General features: G+C 54.8%; 13 protein-coding genes and 2 pseudogenes. 6 read left to right on the top strand and 9 right to left on the bottom strand.

What is annotated here, in order from left to right; translation table 11 throughout:
- Positions 1-8: 8 nt before the first annotated feature.
- Genes J2Y91_RS13380 through phoB form a run of 3 tightly spaced genes read right to left on the bottom strand, consistent with a single transcriptional unit; the run spans position 9 to position 2,978 of the window.
- Entirely contained in the window at positions 9-932 is a 924-nt protein-coding gene (locus J2Y91_RS13380) for a PstS family phosphate ABC transporter substrate-binding protein (RefSeq protein WP_253538571.1), read from the bottom strand.
- A gap of 19 nt (positions 933-951) precedes the next feature.
- Positions 952-2,265: a phosphate regulon sensor histidine kinase PhoR gene (phoR, locus tag J2Y91_RS13375; RefSeq protein WP_253538568.1), complete on the bottom strand. Its 1,314-nt coding sequence runs from the start codon at positions 2,263-2,265 to the stop codon at positions 952-954.
- A 23-nt stretch (positions 2,266-2,288) separates the two neighbouring features.
- A complete protein-coding gene (gene phoB / locus J2Y91_RS13370; RefSeq protein ID WP_048916973.1) occupies positions 2,289-2,978 on the bottom strand; it encodes a phosphate response regulator transcription factor PhoB in 690 nt (229 codons plus the stop codon).
- Between the two features lie 179 nt (positions 2,979-3,157).
- On the opposite strand from phoB, the gene sbcD reads away from it, so the two are divergent.
- The 3 genes from sbcD to J2Y91_RS13355 all read left to right on the top strand — a co-directional run bounded on the left by sbcD (position 3,158) and on the right by J2Y91_RS13355 (position 9,388).
- Positions 3,158-4,381, top strand: coding sequence for an exonuclease subunit SbcD (sbcD, locus tag J2Y91_RS13365; RefSeq protein WP_253538566.1), 1,224 nt, complete (start codon positions 3,158-3,160; stop codon positions 4,379-4,381).
- The gene (locus J2Y91_RS13360; protein ID WP_253538564.1) at positions 4,378-7,737 is read left to right on the top strand and encodes an AAA family ATPase; all 3,360 of its coding nucleotides are present in this window, start codon (positions 4,378-4,380) and stop codon (positions 7,735-7,737) included. Before sbcD ends, J2Y91_RS13360 begins: the two co-directional genes overlap by 4 nt.
- A gap of 289 nt (positions 7,738-8,026) precedes the next feature.
- Positions 8,027-9,388, top strand: coding sequence for an anti-phage deoxyguanosine triphosphatase (locus tag J2Y91_RS13355; protein ID WP_253538562.1), 1,362 nt, complete (start codon positions 8,027-8,029; stop codon positions 9,386-9,388).
- A 469-nt stretch (positions 9,389-9,857) separates the two neighbouring features.
- On the opposite strand, the gene J2Y91_RS13350 is transcribed toward J2Y91_RS13355, so the two are convergent.
- Positions 9,858-11,279: a hypothetical protein gene (locus J2Y91_RS13350; protein WP_253538560.1), complete on the bottom strand. Its 1,422-nt coding sequence runs from the start codon at positions 11,277-11,279 to the stop codon at positions 9,858-9,860.
- Between the two features lie 363 nt (positions 11,280-11,642).
- Between J2Y91_RS13350 and J2Y91_RS13345 the strand changes: the two are divergent.
- Together J2Y91_RS13345 and J2Y91_RS13340 are read left to right on the top strand one after the other, a co-directional pair.
- Positions 11,643-12,328 (top strand): annotated as a pseudogene (locus J2Y91_RS13345) (transposase); the annotation flags it as partial.
- A gap of 646 nt (positions 12,329-12,974) precedes the next feature.
- Entirely contained in the window at positions 12,975-13,376 is a 402-nt protein-coding gene (locus J2Y91_RS13340; RefSeq protein WP_133624308.1) for a VOC family protein, read from the top strand.
- A gap of 515 nt (positions 13,377-13,891) precedes the next feature.
- Here the strand turns inward: J2Y91_RS13340 and J2Y91_RS13335 are convergent.
- From J2Y91_RS13335 to J2Y91_RS13320, 4 genes are all read right to left on the bottom strand, one after another.
- On the bottom strand, positions 13,892-16,969 hold the full coding sequence (locus J2Y91_RS13335; protein ID WP_253538558.1) for an efflux RND transporter permease subunit: 3,078 nt from the start codon (positions 16,967-16,969) through the stop codon (positions 13,892-13,894).
- Positions 16,966-18,108 (bottom strand): efflux RND transporter periplasmic adaptor subunit, encoded by a 1,143-nt coding sequence (locus J2Y91_RS13330; RefSeq protein ID WP_253538555.1) that lies wholly within the window; start codon positions 18,106-18,108, stop codon positions 16,966-16,968. Before J2Y91_RS13330 ends, J2Y91_RS13335 begins: the two co-directional genes overlap by 4 nt.
- A 110-nt stretch (positions 18,109-18,218) precedes the next feature.
- On the bottom strand, positions 18,219-19,382 hold the full coding sequence (locus J2Y91_RS13325) for an ATP-binding protein (RefSeq protein ID WP_253538551.1): 1,164 nt from the start codon (positions 19,380-19,382) through the stop codon (positions 18,219-18,221).
- A complete protein-coding gene (locus J2Y91_RS13320) occupies positions 19,379-20,074 on the bottom strand; it encodes a response regulator (RefSeq protein ID WP_253538548.1) in 696 nt (231 codons plus the stop codon). Before J2Y91_RS13320 ends, J2Y91_RS13325 begins: the two co-directional genes overlap by 4 nt.
- Before the next feature lie 124 nt (positions 20,075-20,198).
- On the opposite strand from J2Y91_RS13320, the gene J2Y91_RS13315 reads away from it, so the two are divergent.
- The gene (locus J2Y91_RS13315) at positions 20,199-20,984 is read left to right on the top strand and encodes a MipA/OmpV family protein (RefSeq protein WP_253538545.1); all 786 of its coding nucleotides are present in this window, start codon (positions 20,199-20,201) and stop codon (positions 20,982-20,984) included.
- A 211-nt stretch (positions 20,985-21,195) separates the two neighbouring features.
- Here the strand turns inward: J2Y91_RS13315 and J2Y91_RS13310 are convergent.
- Positions 21,196-21,516: pseudogene (locus J2Y91_RS13310) on the bottom strand (LacI family transcriptional regulator); the annotation flags it as partial.
- Between the last annotated feature and the right edge of the window lie 75 nt (positions 21,517-21,591).

The raw sequence follows: 21,591 nt of genomic DNA, 5'->3' as shown, positions 1-21,591 counted from the left end.
GCGGGGAATCAGGGTGCCAACATCGCTCTGGCCTGGGCCATCTGTGCATCCGACAGCGGCAGATACCCGGCCTGGCTGACCAGCGCCTGCCCCTGCGGCGACAGCGCTAAGCGCAGAAACGCGGCGGTTAACGGCTCCATCGGTTTGCCGGGCGCCTTGTTCACGTAGATATAGAGCGGGCGGGCATACGGGTAGCGGCCGCTGCGAATATTCTCCGCGCTCGGCGCGATCCAGTCGTGACCTTCACGCGCCACCGGCACAATCTTCACCCCGCTGATATGAAAGCCGGCGCTGGCGTAGCCAATCCCATTCAGGGATGCGGCCACCGCCTGCACCACCGCAGCAGAACCCGGGTACTCACCGACATCATTGCGGAAATCACCGTTGCACAGCGCCTGCTGCTTAAAGAAACCCCAGGTGCCGGACGCAGAGTTGCGGCCAAAGCGCTGCAGCCCGCGCTGCGCCCATCCCGGCTGATTCAGCTGCAGATCGCCCCAGGTTTGCGGCACCGACCGCGCGCCGCAGCGGCGGGTAATGGAGAAAATGGCATCCAGCTGCTGCGCGTTCAGCCCGATCAGCGGATTGTCCTGATTCACCACCACCACCAGCGCATCCATCGCCACCGGCACGGCCAGCGGCGGGTAGCCGTAGCTGTCCTCAAACAGCTGGCGCTCCACCGTCTGCATCGGGCGGCTCATCGCCCCCAGCTGGGCGGCGCCCGCTGCCAGCGCGGTCGGTGCCGTTGACGATCCCGCCGCCTGGATCTGCACATTCACCCCAGGATAGAGGCGGTTAAAATTCTCGCCCCACAGCGCCATCAGGTTGCCCAGCGTGTCCGAGCCGACGCTGGTCAGATTGCCCGCCAGCATCCCCTCTTTGGCGTGGGAGCAGGCAGCCACCAGCAGAAGTGCCAGGGCGAATAGCTTTTTCATTACGTCAGATCCGGTTGTCTTATCGCAGGGCATTCTCAGCCAGTTCGGCAGTGACAATCAACCTCGGCGGCAGATGAAAGCTGAAACAGGTCTCACGATGCGGCACGCTGCTGATCTCCAGCCGCGCATTATGGTGGCTGAGCGCATGTTTGACGATCGCCAGCCCCAGCCCGCTGCCGCCGGTCTGCCTTGAGCGGGCTTTATCCACCCGATAGAAGCGTTCGGTCAGGCGCGGCAGGTGCTCAGCGGCAATTCCCGGCCCGTTATCCTTCACCCTGAACTCGGCGCCGTGGCTGCTGCGCAGCCAGCTGATATCGATGCGCGTGCCGTTCGGGGTGTGATTCACCGCGTTGTAAACCAGGTTAGAGATGGCGCTGCGCAGCTGCTCGTCATTGCCGTATACGCGCAGCTGAGGGTCGGTATTGAAGTGGATCTCATGGCGACCATTGCTGAGGGTTTCCGCCTCGCGCTGCAGCACGCGCAGCATCATCGGCACGTCGACTTTTTCCTGCAGATCCAGCGCCGGCGCCGCCTCAATGCGCGACAGCGTCAGCAGCTGTTTCACCAGGCTGTCCATACGCCGGGTCTGCTCCTGCATGGTGTGCAGCGCCTTATCGCGCAGCGTACCCTCCAGCACCGAGTCGTTCATCATCTCCAGGTAGCCCTGCAGCACCGTCAGCGGGGTGCGCAGTTCATGGCTGACGTTGGCGAAGAAGTTACGGCGCGCCCCTTCCAGCTGGTGCATCTGCGTGACGTCGCGCGCCACCAGCAGCCACTGCCCTTCGCTGTAGGGCATTACGCGGAATTCGAGGTGGCGGTGGCTGTTAAGCACCAGCGTCAGCGGGCGGGAAAAATCGCGCTGGCGCAGATAGCGGGTAAATTCCGGGTAGCGCAGCAGGTTAAGGATGTTCTGACCGTTATCTTCCGGCCAGCGCAGGCCAAGCATCTGCTGAGCCAGGCCATTACACCAGAATATCGTCCCCTCTTCGGTGGTCAGCACCACCGCATCCGGCAGCGATTCGGCGCCGCTGCGAAAACGTTTGATCAGGTGGCCAAGCTCACGGCGGCGGCGGCGGTTACGCGCCTGCATCTGGTACAGGCCGTAGAACAGCGGCTCCCAGCTGCCGCGCCCGCTGGGTGGCGTCATGCTGCGGTCAACCCACAGCCAGTGGGAGAGGCGCAATAAATTGTTGAAGTGAAAACCCAGCACGCAGAGCACTGAGACTAACAGCAGCCAGGGTAGCCAGCCCACCAGCAGCCCGAGAATAAGCGCGGGCAGAGCGGCAAGCAGCAGTTCCAGCAGTAATCTCTTCCAGGAGAGGCGTTCCAGCACGGTTCAGACTCCAGCGTGAACGATCAGTAGCGTGCAGAGAAACGATAACCTGTTCCGCGAACCGTCTGCACCATGCGATCGTGCCCGGTCAGTTCCAGCGCCTTACGCAGGCGGCGAATGTGGACGTCGACGGTACGATCTTCGACGTATACGTTAGTGCCCCACACATGGTTTAGCAACTGCTCGCGGCTGTAAACGCGCTCGGGGTGCGTCATAAAGAAGTGCAGCAGTTTATATTCGGTCGGCCCCATCTCCAGCGGCTGCGTATCGGACATCACGCGGTGCGATGACGGGTCCAGGCTCAGCCCCTGCATCTCAATCACCTCTTCCACCGCCATCGGGGAGATGCGGCGCATCACCGCTTTGATGCGTGCCACCAGCTCTTTCGGTGAGAACGGCTTGGTAATATAGTCGTCAGCGCCCACTTCCAGGCCGCGCACGCGATCTTCCTCTTCACCCCGGGCCGTCAGCATCATCACCGGAATATCGCGGGTCATCGCTTCGCGCTTCAGGTGTTTAATAAACTGGATGCCGGAACCGCCGGGTAACATCCAGTCCAGCAGAATTAAATCCGGCCAGGGTTCGATCAACAGATTGACCGCACTGTCATAATCCTCGGCCTCGATCGGCTGGTAGTCATTTTGTTCAAGGACGAAACATAACATCTCACGGATTGGGGCTTCATCTTCCACGACCAGAATGCGCTTAGGCATTATTACTCCTGCTGCTGTTGACGGCTTTCACGGGGATATGCGGCGCCATTATGCGTCAGTTTTATGACACTTTTATGAAAAAAGCACCCCCTGAAATTGTGCGCGATTTAAAAAAAACAGGCCGATCGGTTTAGCCTGTTTATAATCGGGTTCACGTTTTTCTGCTGACAGGACGTTATATGCGCATCCTCCATACCGCTGACTGGCATCTCGGCCAGTTTTTCTACACCAAAAGCCGGGCGGCCGAGCACCAGGCTTTTCTCGACTGGCTGCTGGAGCAGGCGGAGGCGCAGCAGGCCGATGCGATCATTGTCGCCGGGGATATTTTCGATACCGGCTCGCCGCCGAGCTACGCGCGCGAGCTGTATAACCGCTTTGTAGTGAAGTTGCAGCAGACCGGCTGCCAGCTGGTGGTGCTCGGCGGTAATCACGACTCGGTGGCGACGCTCAACGAATCGCGCGAGCTGCTGGCCTGCCTGAATACCCGGGTGATCGCCGCCGCCAGCGACGATATCCGCCAGCAGGTGCTGATGCTGAATAAGCGCGACGGATCGCCGGGTGCGCTGCTGTGCGCCATCCCGTTTTTGCGCCCGCGCGATATCCTGCGCAGCCAGAGCGGCCAGTCGGGGCGCGAGAAACAGCAAAGCCTGCTGGAAGCGATTACCGAACACTACCAGCGCTGCTGGCAGGAAGCGTTAAGCCAGCGCCAGGCGCTGGACCTGCCGCTGCCGATTATTGCCACCGGCCATCTGACCACCATGGGCGTAACCAAAAGCGATGCGGTGCGCGATATCTATATCGGCACGCTGGATGCGTTTCCGGCCGACTGCTTCCCGCCCGCCGACTATATCGCCCTTGGCCATATTCACCGCGCCCAGCGCATTGCCGACAGCGACCATATTCGCTACAGCGGCTCGCCGATCCCGCTCAGCTTTGACGAGCTGGGCAAGGCGAAAAGCGTGTTTATGGTCGACTTTATCGACGGCAAATTCGCCTCAGCCGAAGCGCTGCCGATCCCGCTGTTCCAGCCGATGCAGATGATTAAAGGCTCGCTGGAGCAGATTGAGCAGCAGCTGGCGGCGCTGCCTGAGGCTGGCGACGGCAAAATCATCTGGCTGGATATTGAGATCGTCACCGACTCCTGGCTCAGCGAGCTGCAGCGCCGCATTCAGGAGCTGACCGCCGCGCTGCCGGTAGACGTGGTGCTGCTGCGCCGCAGCCGCGAGCAGCGCGAACAGACCCTCGCCCGACAGAATAACGAAACCCTGAGCGAGCTGAGCGTGGAGGAGGTGTTCAGCCGCCGCCTGGCGCTGGAAAGCGAGCAGCCGGAGAAACTGCAGCGCGCCAGCCTGCTGTTTGCGCAGACGCTGGAAGCGGTGCGCCATGAGGAGCAGCCACAGTGAAAATCCTGACCCTGCGCTTTAAAAATCTCAACTCGCTGAAGGGCGAGTGGAAAATCGACTTCAGCGCGGAACCCTTTGCCAGCAACGGACTGTTCGCGATCACCGGCCCGACCGGCGCCGGTAAAACCACCCTGCTCGACGCCATCTGCCTCGCGCTGTATCACGAAACCCCGCGCCTGAAGGGCATCACCCAGTCGCAGAATGAACTGATGACGCGCGATACCGCCGAGTGCCTGGCAGAAGTGGAGTTCGAGGTCAAAGGCGTGGCGTGGCGCGCTTTCTGGAGCCAGAACCGCGCGCGCGGCGCCGCCGACGGCAACCTGCAGGCCCCGCGCGTCGAGCTGGCGCGCTGTGATGACAATCAGATTGTCGCCGACAAGGTGAAGGACAAGCTGGAGATGATCGCCAGCCTGACCGGGCTGGACTTCGAGCGCTTCACCAAATCGATGATGCTGTCACAGGGGCAGTTCGCCGCTTTCCTCAACGCCGATGCCAACAAGCGCGCCGAGCTGCTGGAAGAGCTGACCGGCACCGAGATCTACGGTCGGCTTTCTGCGGCGGTGTTTGAGCGCCACAAAGAGGCCAGGGTGGCCGTGGAGACGCTGCGCGCTCAGGCGGGCGGCATGTCACTGCTGAATGAAGAACAGCAGCAGGCGCTCAACGCCCAGCTGGAACAGCTGCTTGCCGATGAGCAGGTACTCACTTCCAGGCAGCAACAACAGCAGCAAAAGGTGCAGGAACTGCAGCAGCTGGAGCGATTACAGCAGGAGAAACAGCAGCTGACGGGCAACATCCGCCAGCTTGACGAGCAGCTGGCACAGGCGCAGCAGTCCCTGAGCGCCGCCGCTCAGCAACAGCAGCAGGCGGTGGCGGCGCAGGAGCAGCACCAGGCGCAGCGCCAGCAGCAGGAAACGCTGATCGCCGAACAGGTATTGCCGCTCGATTTACAGCTCGCCAGCCTGCAACAGCAGCTGCAACAGCTGACGCAAGAGCGAAGTGAGTACCAACAAGCGCTTAAGCTTCGCCAGCAGGAAAGCGTCAAAAACCAGCAGCTTCAGCAGGATAAGCAGGCGCAGCAGCAGCAGCTCGACGCCTGGCGCAGCGCGCATCCCCAGCTTGAGCACTACGGCGAGCATCTGCCGCTGTGGCGCGAACGCTTCCGCCAGCAGCAGGAAAGTGAGCAGTCACTGACCTCGCTACACCAGCGCGTGCAGGCCCAGCAGCAGCAGGTGCAGCAGCTGGAACAGGCCGGTTTGCAGCTGCAGCAGCAGCAGGCGCCACAGCAGCAAAACCTGGCCACGGCGCAGCACAACCTGACGCAGGCCGAGCAGCAGCTGGCCCCGTTACAGCAGCAGCACCCGGAAGCCGCGCTGCGCAGCGCGCTGGCGCAGTTTGCCCGGCAGCGGCCACAGCGGCTGCGGCTGGCGACGCTGATCCCGCTGTGGCAGCAGATGCAGGCGCGCAGCACGCGCCTGCAGCAGGAGAGAGAGCAGCTGGCGCAGCAGATCCAGCAAAGCAGTGAGCAGTTACACACCCTGCGCACCCAGTGGGCAGAGAAGCATCAGCATCAAAAGGATTTAGATCAGCGCTGCAAGCTGGAGCAGCAGATTGCCGATCTCGAGCAGCATCGCGCGCGGCTGGAACAGGGGCAGCCCTGCCCGCTGTGCGGATCCACTGCGCATCCGGCGGTGGAGCAGTATCAGGCGCTGGTGCTGTCCGAAAACCAGCAGCGGCTGGAGGCGTTAAAGCGCGAAGTTGACGAGCTGAAAGATAAGGGCAGCGCCCTCGCCGCGCAGCTGAAGCAGCAACAGCTGCTGCAGGAGCGCCAGCAGCAGGAAGCCGACGAGCTGCAGCGCCAGGCCGCAGAGCTGGAGCAGCAGTGGCAAAGCGCCGCGCAGCCGCTGGCGCTTCACTTCAGCCCGCAGCAGCACCCGGAGGCCAGCGACTGGCTGGCACAGCAGGAGCAGGAAGAAGTCACCCTGCAGCAGCAGTGGCAGCAGCTGGAGCAGGCGCTGCGCCACTGCCAGCAGCAGAAAGAGGCCTTACAGCTGCAGCAGCAGGCAGCGCAGGATTTGCAGCAGAAGAGCCAGCTGCAGCAGCAGCAAATGGCTCAGGCAGCGCAAACCCTGCAAGAACAGCAGCAGCAGCTGGAGCAGGATCGGCAGCGCGCCCGGCAGCTGCGCGGGGAACTGGCCGACGCACTGGCGCCGCTGGGGCTGACGCTGCCGCAGGATGGCGACTGGCAGGGCTGGCTAACGCTGCGCGAACAGCAGTGGCAGCAGTGGCGTAGCAACAGTGACGCGCTGGCCGCGCTGGTGCCGGAGCTGGCGACGCTCAGCAGCCGCCTGCAGGCGCTGGACGAAGAGCTACAGCAGCAGCAGGAGCGCCTGAACGCGCTCGATCGGCGGGTTCAACAGCAGCAGGCCACGCTAAGCGAACAGCAGCAGCTGCGCCAGGCGCTGTTCGGCGATCGCCAGGTTGCCGCCGTCCAGCAGCAGTTACGCGCAGAGGCAGAACAGCATCTGCAGGCGGTACGTGAAGTTCAACAAAAGTGGCAACAGCAGCAGGACCGGATAAATACTCTGACCGGACAGCATAAATCACTAAGTGAGCAGTTGATTAATCTGCAGTCGCGTTTAGATGAAGCCTTAGCCAAATACGGCCATGATGACGACCTGCCCGCGCAACGGGCGCTGCTGGAGAGCCAGCTCGGCACGCTTAATCAGCAGCTGCGCGAGCTGGCCAGTCAGCAGGGGCAGCTGCGCCAGCAGTTAGATCACGACAGCCGCCAGCGCAGCCAGCAGCAAACGCTGCTGGCGCAGATTGTCGCCGGAGAGCAGCAGCTGGAAGACTGGGGCTACCTCAACCAGCTGATTGGCTCTAAAGAGGGTGATAAATTCCGCCGCTTTGCCCAGGGGCTGACGCTCGATCACCTGGTATGGCTGGCAAACAACCAGCTCAACCGCCTGCACGGCCGCTATCTGCTGCAGCGTAAATCGCAGGAGGCGCTGGAGCTGGAAGTGGTCGATACCTGGCAGGCCGATGCGCGGCGCGATACGCGCACGCTGTCGGGCGGCGAAAGCTTCCTCGTCAGCCTGGCGCTGGCGCTGGCGCTTTCCGATCTGGTGAGCCATAAAACGCGCATCGAATCGCTGTTCCTGGATGAAGGCTTCGGCACGCTCGACGCCGAAACCCTCGACAGCGCGCTGGACGCGCTCGATGCGCTGAATGCCAGCGGCAAAACCATCGGGGTGATCAGCCACGTTGAGGCGATGAAGGAGCGCATCCCGGTGCAGATCAAGGTGCGGAAGATTAACGGGCTGGGCTACAGCAGGCTGGATCTCCCGACGGGGTAACCTTAAACCCGGTATGCAGCACGTGGGTGCCTGAGGGCGTTAAGCCCACGTGCTGGGGGTTGCGCATGGGCTGGGCTAGTGTTCGCCAGCGCTGAGAACAGTGGCAAACTTCCGCTCTTCGCTGAGATCGGAGGGTGTTTAATCAGCTGTGTGCTTTGTGCCAGAAGCGGACCTTACTAAGTTCACACATCATTGATTGTTGAAGATTAGGCCAGAAATAAATAAGTTATTTTGATAATTTAGTTACGTTATAACACTACACTGCACAAAGTAAAAAATGAGGAATTATATGACTCGGAGTGAAATAAACGTCTGGGATGTGAGACGAGGCACCAATAATCCTCGAGTGGAAGAGATTCGATCTGAAGCTCAGCGCGATCTTTCTCGATTGATTCACTCGTCTCCTTTCAGACGATTGCAATCCAAAACACAGGTTCTTGGTCTGGGTGAAAGTGATTTCTACCGCACACGGCTGACTCATTCTATGGAAGTCGCACAAATCGGTTCAGGTCTTCTTGCTAAGCTGAAAATAAAATATAAAGGTAAAGAGGAAGAGCAATTTTTACCAGATAACGATCTGATGCAGGCAGTATGTCTCGCACATGATATTGGACATCCTCCATTTGGTCACGGCGGTGAGGTAGCTCTTAACTACTGTATGCTGGATTACGGTGGTTTTGAAGGAAACGGCCAGACACTTCGCATTCTCTCGAAACTAGATAAGTATACCTTAGAACACGGACTCGATCCTACCCGCAGACTTCTGCTAGGCATACTGAAATATCCGGTTAAATACTCGGATCTAGTGGTTAAAAAAGACAGTATCCCGGCCACTATCGGATCGCCGAACTGGCTCTTTAAGTCATCTGATTTTAAACCTCCAAAATGCTATTTAGATTCAGAAAGCGATATTGTAGAATTTGCTCTCTCACCATTTACTGAACAGGATCGGAGGCTTTTTACTTCCGTTGAAGATGGTCAAAAAAAATCCGATCATAAAAAAGCTTCTTATAAAGCTCTCGATACAACAATCATGGATCTTGCCGATGAAATTTCGTATTCTCTGCACGATTTGGAGGATGCTATTTCTCTCGGAATGGTGACACGAGCAATGTGGATGGAGCATTTTAGTGGACATGAAACCCTATTTACTGACTGCTACGGAAAAACATTTACCGGAACATGCGAATCTGTCGCCGATAGCCTTTTTGGTAAAAGTTACAAGAGAAAAGAGTGCATCGGGATGCTGGTTCACCTGATGATTACAAGTGTTGAGCTTATTAAAAAGAATGCAGCATTCGAATGTGGCATGCTCAAATATAATGCGGTCCTTCCGGAAGCGGTCGAAGCACTACGGCTGAAAATTTTCAAACTGGTCAAAAACAAGGTAATTATGCATGAAAATGTACAGCAGCTTGAATTCAAGGGACAAAAGTTGATCGTCGAGCTTTTCGGTGTGCTGGCTAATGATCCGTGTCGGTTTCTACCTGCCTCAACGAGGGAAATTTACGAGCAGCAGATTAGATTAGATGAGAAGGCAGGTATGCGAGCCATTTGCGACTATGTTTCAGGGATGACCGATGACTATGCAACAAAGCTTTATGAGAAAATCCTTATTCCACGTAAAGGGTCTATTTTTGACCATCTCTGACGAGCCAAGAATGATGCTCTGAGTTCAATTAACCTATAAACATTCACCAAAGCATCTATCAGGGGGATATCAAATCCCCCCATTCTGAATTTTTTCGTGCAGAATCGGTGAATGTTCTCATCTGAGCGTCAAGCACCAGTAATCGTTGATCTACACTGTTCATTAATACACCCTAATACTAGCAGCGCCTTACTCAGTTAAGAGAACAATAGCGAACTTCCGCTAGTCGCTCCACTGCATTCAGATAAGTTAGCTGTCCTCTCCGTGCCACAAGCGGAAGTTGAAGAGTAGATGCAAAAATTAAAAACCTCTTAAATTGTTCAGCTGATACAGTTCATCTGTACAATTGCAATTAATGGTAGGATGGAATCCATTCATTATTAGTCATTCTAAAATCGCAAAAACATTCTTATTATTTCTAGCTAAAGCTACGTAGCAGCCTCAGTGTTAATCTGTGACTGCCTGATTATTAATTAAATACAATATTAGCAATGTCTGAGTACGCATTTAGCGAACCACGACGATCACTTCCTGTTTTAGGAAGAACATAAGTATAGCGCGGATCATCTTTATAAGTTAATTTTAAATGCTTACCTTCATCATTAATAGAGAAACCAATTTTTTCAAGTGCTCCTTGAAGTTTTGGTGTCATGGAACGATAACCCACCATAGCTTGTTTCAAATCTTTATCATGGGATTCAATTAGTCCATCAGATTGATTGGCATTGATAACTGATGATATTACATCATGGAAGCGACTTTTTTCATGCATTGTTGAAAGTGATTTTTTTAGTACCATAAGTATAATTTCCATTATTTCGTCGGGAAAAAGGTCATATTCAACCCCAACATTAATCCTCAAGTCTCCTTGCACAGCAGCTTTTTCTGAAAATAATCTTATTCTTGATTCTAGATGTTGTATTTTGGAACCTAATTCCTTCACTTCCTCTTGTAAGGAAGTATTCTCATCTTCGTATAAAGAGATAAGCTCTACAGAGGTTTTCCCCTCCTCTTTAAAATTTTGTATTGCTTTCCTGGTTTTTGCATTATGTATTTCGACCCATCCGTTACGTTGCATTGGTGTTAGGGAGGTAATTGCTTTTATTATTTCATCGGAAATCAAATTCTCTAATTCAACTGCTGACATTTCACCTCGTTTATAAATATTTATCCCTTGCCCGTTTGGCCAATAAATACCTATAGCACCTCCATAGGCATTTTTCGAAGAAACAAGGTGCTTGAGTTTATGTGAAAATGTTGTAGATTCTGGTTCAATCATCACATGTGCCATGCCGGCTAATTTTCTAGCCAATCTTGAGGGGATAATTATGTGAGGGTGTTCTTTAAAAAAATATTTTGCACTTACATAAACAACTGGGAGTCTATTCTTAGTCTCTGCATTAATAACCGAAGAAACATGAGATAAACACTCTTCGTTATTGTCAAGTGTAAAGGGCTCAATTCCTATAGTAAAACAGTCATCTTTACCTCCTGAAAACTTATCAAGGAGCTTCATAACAATTAATGGTCTTTTTGTTTCAGGGGTTTTGTAAGCGGCCTGTTGCGCATAAACGTTTGACTCTACATGAATCCATACGCTTCCATCTTTATCATACTCATTAGCTGATATATCTGTAACCCACTTATGTGGCCCATCTATTTTTGAGTATCTAAAACATGACATATTAACGTCATTTTCTGACGAGTTAACTAGTTCTATCTTCTCCTTTTCTGTCTCAATTTCAAATGCTTCAAGTCCTCTTTGCATATCTAGAACGGCAGGGGAAAAGGTGGTGTAAGGAGAACCAGCTATCCATGTCATACATTCATTGATAACATCCTGTGATTTAGTTCCTGACTTCAAGTAAAAACCAGTAGAAAAATACTTCATTTTTTCAGTTCTCCATATTGAATTGGTGAAACATCAACGCCAAGTTGATTCTTAATTAATATAATCAAAGTGTGAAACCGATTAGGATGGCCTATATATGCTGGTTTTTCGTCCTTCTTCATAGATTATCCAGTATCTTGAGTATTTGCGGGAGGTCTTATAAATTATCATGCCTATGGTTTTCCACAGACACCATTACGTCCCTGTAAATCAAAAAAATTTATCTCAGTGGATTTTCGGCAGTTTTAACTAAAACTTTAACAAAATTTTAATCTAATCTTAGACAGCATCGCAAAGTCCGCTTATCGCTGTGAGTTCAATGGGTCGAAGCAACGCTATCCTAAAACGAGGGGGGACGTTGCCATGAAACGAAGAACGCGCATTTACTACACGCCAGAACAGAAAGCGATTATCTGGGACACATATAACCAAGGGAATTCCCTGCATGATATCGCCAGAATGTTTGACAGATACCATTCTTCGATCATGCCCACTATCCATCAGACTGGTGGATACCGTCCCCTGTCCGAAAGCGGCACCGGTTAGCGCTTTCGCTTGATGAAAGAGAGGAGATATCCAGAGGGCTGGTAGCAAAACGGAGCATCAGGAACATCGCTGACAAATTATCAAGAGCCCCCTCAAAGATTAGCCGCGAGATCAAGAGGCACGGAGGTGCAAAACAATACCGTGCAGCAAAGGCGGATACGGCTGCATGGGAACATGCTCTGAGACCAAAACCTTGCAAGCTAATTGAAAGCCCCACATTGTGTAAAATCATTGCAGAGAAGATGCATCAGGACTGGTCGCCGGAACAAATCGCCGGTTGGTTAAAACGCTGTTATCCAGATAATCAGGAAATGCATGTGTCACACGAAACGATTTATAAAACGCTTTTTATACAAACCCGGGGAGCATTAAAAAAAGAACTGCAGCAAGGCCTCAGAAGCGGAAGAGTAGTGCTTAGATCCAGAACGTCATCGCTAAAAGGGAAAGGATTAGGGTCAATCCCTGATGCGATACCTATCAGCGAAAGACCACCTGAAATTGCAGGACATGACCGTAATATTTCTCGCATAAACCATCCTTAAAGAATAGGAATTACACTATTATCAAGCACGAGTGTTGGCTACCTTTTGATGCCCAGCAGTATATGGTGTGACATGGAATACAAATGCTAAGAAAGACTATGCTTGTTTTTCGTGAACCTAGCTTACTTATACAACCTCCACTCAATTTAGAGCAACGCAATCTATTCTTCAAATTATATTATATGTTAATTTTTCTTAATAACATAATAACAACCTATTGTTTATAGTGTGTTTTCTTATTAAAAAAATTTATTTTCACTTTATTGAAGTTAGGCCTGCATTTCATTTTTTAGTGATAATTACCAGTGTTCTATTTTTAGAACAACCCTTCTGTTTTTATGAGGTTAATCTTGCTTAAATGTCTTATTGTGGCATATCGCCATTAGGGTGCTAATTTTCTGTTCTGGTACATTTTCGATCGGTAGAGTTTTATGCGGAATCCTGACTCAATTAATAACCTTTACAGGCGATAAGTTTTTTCAGCTTAATACTGTGACACACATCAAAATATAACACTTGACTATATATCAATTAGCTTAACGATTTTTTTGTATAATAATCAACATTTTTGCTATATACCATAGTTTGGCTTAACAAGGAGAAAGCGATGCGTACACAAAAAAGATGTCTTGGTTACGTGGCGGTGGTAGTGGATGATTATGACAGAGCCATCAGTTATTACACTGATAAACTCGGATTTACCCTTGTGGAAGATACGCCTCAGCCCGGCAAGCGCTGGGTTGTCGTTACCCCCTCGCCCGGCAGCGACTGCAATCTGCTGCTTGCCCGGGCTTCTAGTGATCGGCAGACCGGATTCATTGGCGATCAGGCCGGAGGCCGCGTTTTCCTGTTCCTGCAGACTGACGACTTCTGGCGCGATTATACGTCCATGAAGGAGAAGGGCGTGCATTTCTGTGAAGAACCCCGTGAGGAAGAGTACGGAACCGTCGTGGTGTTTGAGGATCTATACGGTAACCGGTGGGATCTTTTCCAGAACGGGATCTGCTAACTCAGCCCCCTCTTCGCGTCAGATATTTCCTGCGAAGAGGGCCCCGTCCGCGTATCGGGCATTTTTTGCAATAATCCTTACATTACTGTGGTGCAATCAGGCAGGTTTAACTCTGTCTACACAGGGTATTAAGTCCGGGACTATTTAGAGCAGTAGCATTCCGAACATGTTGCATTTTCTTCTTTATCACTCAACATCTACGCTTTTTTGGTGCGTCCAGTTTTCAATCACGGTTCCAGAAATCATTCCTGCCTGCATTTATGGCTCACTTTTTCAGCCTGACTTGAATGAAAGCTAAGTGTGGCTATTCAGAAAACTAATTTATGCAAAACTTCCCCTCATCGCTCAAAGCATCCCACAAGAATCAGCACAACCCTAACCCTGCCTGCTGCAGTCACGTCCTATAGGCTATTACTGCTCCCCAGTAAAAGGTTTCACGCGCGGTCGGTCCTGGCGGCATATCGCTCCTTCCAACATCTGAAGCCAAAGCCAAAATGCCCCCTCTCTGACCCCGCTCACCGGCCTATTTTGCCGCCATCACGCCTCTGCTCGAACTGCATAACAAGACTCAGTGCGGCAGGTAATACCGTAAGCGTGACGAAGGTGGCCACGAGAAGTCCGCCGATAATCGCGTAGGCCATGGGCCCCCAGAAGACCTGCTCAGCAATCGGGATCATTCCCAGTATGGCAGCGCAGGCCGTGAGCAAGATAGGCCGGGCCCGGTGTTTTGCCGCAGCTTCGATCGCCTCATCGCACTCAAGCCCCTGCCTGACGTTGCTGTCCACTTCCGCGATCAGGATCACCGCGTTGCGGATAATCATGCCGGCTAAGGCGATGATACCGAGCAAGGCAACAAACCCCATCGGCGTCCCCGTCGGCAACATCGCCAGCACAATGCCAATAAGGCCAAACGGCGCCATAAACAGGGCGATAAGCATGCGCGAGAATCGCTGCAGCTGCACCATCAGCAGGATAAGCATAATAATAAGGGTAACCGGCAGCACGGCAAATACCGAACTGTTGCCTTTGTCCGACTCTGCCACCTCGCCCCCCTCCTCTATCGCATACTCCGCCGGTAAGGTGGTTCGGATACGGGCAATTAAGGGAGCAAGCCGCTGTGAAACGGCCTCAGCCCGTAAACCTGCGGCCAGATCGGTCTGCACGGTGATAAACGGCAGCCGTTGTCGGCGCCAGATAACCGGGTCATCCACTCCCCAGGCGGGCGTCGCCACCTGGCTTAAGGGGATTTTTTTGCCTTCTGCTGTCGCGATCGTCAGCCCGGACAGCGTGGTTAAGTCCTGACTCTCACGCTGGTTAGCGCGCAGCACCACATCAATCAGCCGGTTTTTATCCCTGACGGTGGTCACCACGCTGCCAGACCAGACCGTGTTGAGTAAGGTTGCCAGACTTTCGGAAGAGACGCCCGCCGCACGTGCGGCGGTCTGATTGACCTGCAAAGCGATCGCTCTTTCAGGTTCACCGGCGGTCAGGTTAACCTCCCGGGTTGCCGGACTGTTGCCGAGCACGCTGGCAAGATGCTGCGCAATCTGCCTGACTTTGCGGTAGTTCGGCCCGCTGACGCGATATTTTATTGGCCAGCCTACCGGCGGGCCCAGCTCAAGCGGTGAGACGCGCGTAGTGATATCACTGAAATCCCGGGCTAAAATAGTTTGCAGCTGCGCGCGCAGTTTATCCCTCTCCTTCAGGCCCCTGGCGACCACCACCAGCTGCGCCGTGTTCTCATCATCCAGTAATACGTCCATCGGCAGATAAAACCGCACGGCTCCTGACCCCACGTAGGTGGAAAAATGGTCGATGTTCGGATTGCCTTGCAGGGCCTGCTCCAGACGCCCGGCCTGCCGCCCCGTGTCGCGCTGGGAAGCGTTGCCGGGAAGCGTCAGGCTGACCAGCAGTTCCGGGCGATCGGAGGCGGGGAAAAACTCGCCCTGCATCAGCGTGGTGGCATAAGAGGCTAACGCTAATAACAGGCAGGCAAGGCAAAGGGTGGCAGCCCGTCTCTGAAGAACCAGATTGAGCAGGCGCTGATAGACGCGCATCAGCCTTCCCTGCTGCTCAGCGTGTGAGGCAAGCTTCTCGGGTAACAGCCAGGTTCCGACCAGCGGTGAAAAAAGAATCGCCACTACCCATGAACAGAGCAGCGCGATCAGCACCACGGCGAACAGCGAATAGCAGTACTCTCCGGCGCTTGAGGCGGCAAATCCCACCGGAATAAAGCCCGCTATCATCACCAGGGTGCCGGTCAGCATCGGGAAGGCGGTGGTCTCGAAGGCGTAAGTCGCGGCGCGCCATTTGGTATCACCGGCCTCGATACGCGACACCATCGCTTCAACGGTTATCATCGCATCGTCTACCAGCAGCCCCAGCGCGATGATTAATGCGCCCAGCGAGATACGCTGTAACCCGATGCCGGCAAGCATCATGCCGGTAAAGGTCATTGCCAGCACGATGGGAATAGCCGCGGCCACCACCAGCCCGGCACGGGTCCCCAGCGAGACGAAGGAGACCGCCAGAACAATCACCACGGCCTCAATCAGTACCCGGATAAATCCGCTCACGGCCTGCGCCACCACGGCAGACTGGTCCGCCACCCTGACCATTTCAATGCCGTGCGGAAGATGGGCACTAATCACCGCCATCCGCGCTTTCAGCGCGTGGCCGAAAGTGAGCATGTTGCCCGTGGCGGCCATGGAGATGGCAAGACCGATGGCGGGCTGGCCGTTGACCCGAAACGCGGGTGACGGGGGCTCTGCATCCTCACGGCTGATGGTCGCAATATCCGTCAGGGGGATGTAGCGCGAGGCAACGTGGAGCGTCACGGCGCGTAGACTTTGCTCAGAGGTCAGTGCCCCGCTAACGCGCAGCGCAATGTTCTCACGGTCACTGCGCAGGATCCCTGAAGGCTCCACCGCGTTCTGCGCCTTGAGCGCATCGGTTATTTGCTGTAAATCCAGCCCCATTCCGGCCAGCTGGGCCGGTGAAAAGGCGAGCACAATATTCTCCTCCTGCACGCCCAGCAGGCTGATTTTGCCCATGTCCGGCAGCGACATCAGGCTGCGGCTGATATCATCAACCCTGTCACGAAGCTCACGCGCCGTGAAACCCTCTGCCGTAAAGCCATAAAGGGTGCCGAAGGTGTCATCAAACTCGTCGTTGACGGACGGGCCCTGCACACCGGCAGGCAGCGATGGCGCGATATCCTGCATCTTTTTACGCACCTGATACCATATGCCCGCCACTTTTGAGGGCGGCGTGTCATCGCGAAGATTGACAAAAATCACCGATTTTCCGGCATGGGTTTCGCTCTGCACGTAGTCGAGACAGGGCGTTTCCTGCAGTTTTTTCTCCAGCGCATCGGTGACCAGATTAGCCGTATCCGTCATGCTGGCACCCGGCCAGCCTGCCGATACCACGGCCGTTTTTATGGTAAACGCCGGGTCTTCATTACGGGGGAGTTGCTGATAGCTGACGATCCCCGCCGCCATTAACAGCAGCATAAAAAAGGTGACCAGCGACTGATGGTTCAGCGCCCAGGCGGAAAGGTTGAACGCCCCGGCAGCGGATGACGGTTTCATTCGCTCTCCTCCCCGGGCTGCACTTTTTCACCTTCCCGCAGTTTACTGACCCCCGCCACGACCACCTTTTCGCCAGGACGTATACCGTCGCAGATAAATATTTCGGAGGTACTGTAGCGCCCCAGGACAACCGGCCGTAAGTGCAGCGACTGCGTCTTTTCGTCAACGACAAAAATGGCCGGCTGTTCGCCGACACGGGTCAGCGCAGAGGCTGGCAGGGCCGTCATGCGCGGGCCTGAGGCGTTGAGTGCCAGCTGAACCGTGGCACCGAGAGCCATAGCCGCAGGCGGGTTATCCAGCGTGATGCGCACGCGCCAGGTGCGGGTTTGCGGGTCGGCCTGCGGGCTGACGTCGCGGAAATGCCCCACAGCCATCGTGGAAGGGGCTGATAGTAACGAGACGCTAAACGGCCCGTCAGCGTGTTGAGCAACAGACTGGGGGTCCGCCACATCAAATACCGCATCGCGCCCGCTGCCGCTGGCCAGGGTGAAGACGCTCTGTCCCGCACTGACTACCTGCCCTGCCGACGCGCTGACTTGAGTGATCACTCCGTCAGCCGGGGCCGTGAGTTTTGACCAGGAGAGGTTTTCCTGCGCATTTTTCAGCGCATCGTCGCTGCTCTGTCGCTTCGCTCGTGCGCTCTGCCAGTCCGCCCTGGCGCTGTCCAGCTGCGCGCGGGCAATAGCCCCGGAGGGCATCAGCTGCTGCATCCGCCTGAGGTTGAGAGCGGCAACCTGCTCTGCCGCGCGGGCGCTCTCCAGGTCAGCCTGCGCGCTGCTGAGCTGATTATGGCTGGTCACGCTTTCCTGCGTGGCCAGGACCTGCCCGGCGCTCACCCGGTCCCCTACCTCAGCCTGGCGCGTCAGAATACGTCCATCCAGCCGGAACCCGAGCGCGACCTCCTCATGGGCACGGATCTCTCCGGTCTGGATCCGCGAGCCAGCGGCAGCAGGAAACGGTGCAGAGATCGTGCGCACCGGCCTGATGACCGGGGCTTCCTTAGGGTCTTTCTCACCACACCCTGTCAGCACAATGACCATAACAAGCACACAGACGGCGGGGATCAACGGGAGTAGCCGGCCTGCTGCGTGTAAATGACGAACGCCGTGGCGCGCGAAGTCGGTGAAGGTAACAGCCATGACAGTTATCCTGAATTGAGATATCGCTATTCAATACAATCACTGTCCAGATTCCGGCAATAAACCATCAAGAGACCGTCAAGATAAGCACTTTTTTCATTACCGGCCGTTCAGGTAAGGCTGAGGGTGATAATCAGCCCTCCCTGCGCTTTCTGTTCCGCCCTGATGCTTCCGCCGTGCGCTTCGCACACCGCGCGGGCAATAGACAGCCCTAAACCACTGCCGCCGGAATGGCGCGCGCGCGAGGCCTCTTCCCGGGTAAAGCGTTCAAACATCAGCGGTAAAAATTCGCTGTCCACACCTGGGCCAAAATCTTCAAAGATGACGTCGTAACCCTCGTGTCTCTTAACCAGATTAATCTCCAGGCGCTGGCCTTCTGCGGCATAGCGCAAGGCATTTTCCATCAGGATGGTGAACACCTGTCCAAGACGGAAGGGATCGCCGGTGTAGCTGCAGACACTCGACTGCCCAAGGCGGATATCAAATCCGATCGGGGTCGTCTGAGGGGTGAGCCAGGCTGCACGCTCACGCAACAGTTCGGTCAGATCGACCGGAGTTTTATCAAGATTAAGCTGCCCGGCATCCGCCAGTGAAAGCAGGTGAAGCTCATCTATCAACCGGTTTAAGTGCAACAGCTGTTTCATGACCATTTGCAGCTGTCGCGGCTCGGGCTGAAACACCTCGTCCAGCATGCCCTGCAGCCTTCCCACCGCCGCGGTCAGAGGTGACCGTAATTCATGTGCCATGGCCACGTGTGACGCCCGCAGTTCCCGCTCATAGCGCGACAGCTGCAGCATCATGGCATTAAAGTCATCCGTAAACTGAACCAGTTCAGACGGGGCATACTTAACGGCTCTGGCACGCGTGCTGAAATCCCCCCTAGCCACGGCCTTCGCCACCTGTGCCAGTTCGCTGAACTGCGAGGAGAGCGGGCGTGCCGCTTTTAAGCCGAAAAAGACAATAAAAGGAATGACCACCACCACCAGGATGCCGACCATAATCCAGTCAGCGCTGGCGATCGACGGATCGGAGTAGCGCGCTCCCCAGCCTGCATCAACAATCTGATGAAAGCGCGCCAGATTAAGTTCCGGATTATCACGCAGCACGTAAAATTCGGCCCTGAGCGCAGGAGACATATGGTGTAGCACCCAGAGGTTTTCAATGGCAAAACGCAGCCACATACAAACCGCAATAACGATAACGCTGCCAATGGCCAGCGCCAGTATACGGATACAAATCCAGCGCCAAAGTGACGGATAGTGTTTTGAATTCATGGCTGTCTGAACCGGTAACCGACGCCGCGCACATTAACCAGTACGTTAACAATACCCGCCGCTTCGAGCTTTTTACGTAAGTTATAGATATGCGTGTCCACCACGCGCTCAAGCGCCTCGCTTTCCGGCAGGCAACTTTCCAGCAGGTGCTGACGGGAAAACGGGCGGGTCGGCGTGCGCATCAGCGTGGTGAGCACGGAAAACTCCGTCGGCGTCAGTTCGAGCCAGGCAAGCCCGCCAGCGGGGGTCCTGACACCAGCAGTGAGGGCCTCAGCATTCACTTCAAGCTCCTGCCACCGGAGGACCGGAGCGGATTTTTCAGCTGACGACATGCGGCGCATCACCGCCTGCACCCGTGCCACAACTTCGGCAGGATTATAAGGTTTAACAATATAATCATCGGCACCGAAACGTAGCGCACCGATTTTATCGGGCATGTCCCCCATTGCCGTGACCATGATAACCGGAACGGTACTTTCCCGGCGCAGGGCGACCAGCACCTCCGTTCCCTTCATGGCGGGAAGCATCACATCCAGCAGAATCAGATCCGGCTTCCACACCTGGGCGGCTGCCAGCCCGGCAAGGCCGTCATCCGCAATCTTTACCTCATAGCCTTCACGTTTTAAATAGGCATCGAGCACGTCCGCCGCATCGGCGTCGTCTTCAATAATCAGGATCCGCTTTGTCTGCATTTTTTCGCCTTGACCGTTTCTTCATAAATCCCTGACAGTTTATTGACACTGCCTCTTCATAATTCGGGTTTCAGTCGCGGCTGCAATCCGCTACCAACCATACGTTTGGGTGATGAGGAATGACATGATATCCAGAAAATTACTACTGCACATTACCTGTTTCGGGCTGTCCGCAACAGTGCTCCCGGCGCTGGCTGACGCGGCCTCACCGGCCCCCACGTTGACTATCGGTATGGGCGCACAAAGCGCACCGCGCTACAGCGGTTCGGATCAGCGCCACTGGCTGGCGGGCCCGATCGTTCAGGCACGCGACGGGGCATTTTTCTTTGATACGCTCAAAGGCGTGGGGTACGACCTGCAGGCGGATAACGGCCTGTATCTGGAACACACGCTGGGCTATACCCTTGGCCGCACGGACAAAAACTCCAGCTGGCGCGATGGCTCGAATACCCTCAAAGGCATGGGAAATATCGATGCGACCATCAATACCGCTCTCGCCGTGGGCTGGTCAGCAACGCCGTGGCTGTCGTTTGAGGCCAGGGCTACTCTGCCGCTGACGGATGGTCAGGGGGGGCATTATCAGACCTCCGTCACCCTGCTTCCGCTTCAAAACGACAGCGACACCGTTGCACTTCAGTCGGCAGCACTCTTTGGCGACCGGCGCTATATGAACACCTTTTATGGCGTCAGCCGCGAGCAGAGTAACCGCACTGACTTTGCACCCTATCAGTCCGCCGGGGGTTTCTATGGCATGGACAGCAGCCTCACCTGGAGCCACCAGTTCACGCAACACTGGGGCGGCGTGGTCAGTGCCGATTACACCTGGCTTGACGACAAGGCCAGTAACAGCCCGATTGTGATCAAGCACGGCGGCCTGACGTACAATCTGGGGGTGCTGTATACCTTCTGATGGGCTGAATTACATGCGTGGCACGTCGTCTGCAAAGACGACCTGTCTAACACCGGTTAAAGAAGGCGGTTCAGATGAAATTACAGCACTTAGCTGCCTGTCCGTATAGAGAGCAGCGATAAGTGAATAGCGAACATTTATAATTAATGCACGCTCTGAAAAAGCATGAAAATAATCATACCGTCACTATTCTCACGACATATCAGACGTCTCAGGAAGATTTGAGCACTAGCACGGCATAGCGGCATATTTCATCTGTATCATTTCTGAAAACACAATCGGCGGGATAGCCAAGCTCCAGACAATCACCAGAATGCATCTCGAATGTATGGGCTCCTTCCTCAAATGTCAGACTGCCTTTCAATACCCATATAAGCTGGCGTCGAGAGAGATATGACATGGCCGGCATCGGCACGGCGGTGTTAGCGGGAAGTTCCACGCTGACCAGGTCTACAGGGATTTGTCCCGGTGAAACATGCCGACGAATGTAACCCGTTTCAGGATCCTGTCAGACGGGCTGTTTTTCATATCTTTGAGTACAGTAATTTTTCCGACCTCGGTTAGCCCACGTAGCTTGATTAAAGCGCTCCCTTCATGCTGACGTTCA

The organism is Erwinia aphidicola (genome assembly GCF_024169515.1).
Lineage (GTDB): Bacteria > Pseudomonadota > Gammaproteobacteria > Enterobacterales > Enterobacteriaceae > Erwinia > Erwinia aphidicola.
This window is presented reverse-complemented; position numbering and strand designations above follow the sequence as displayed.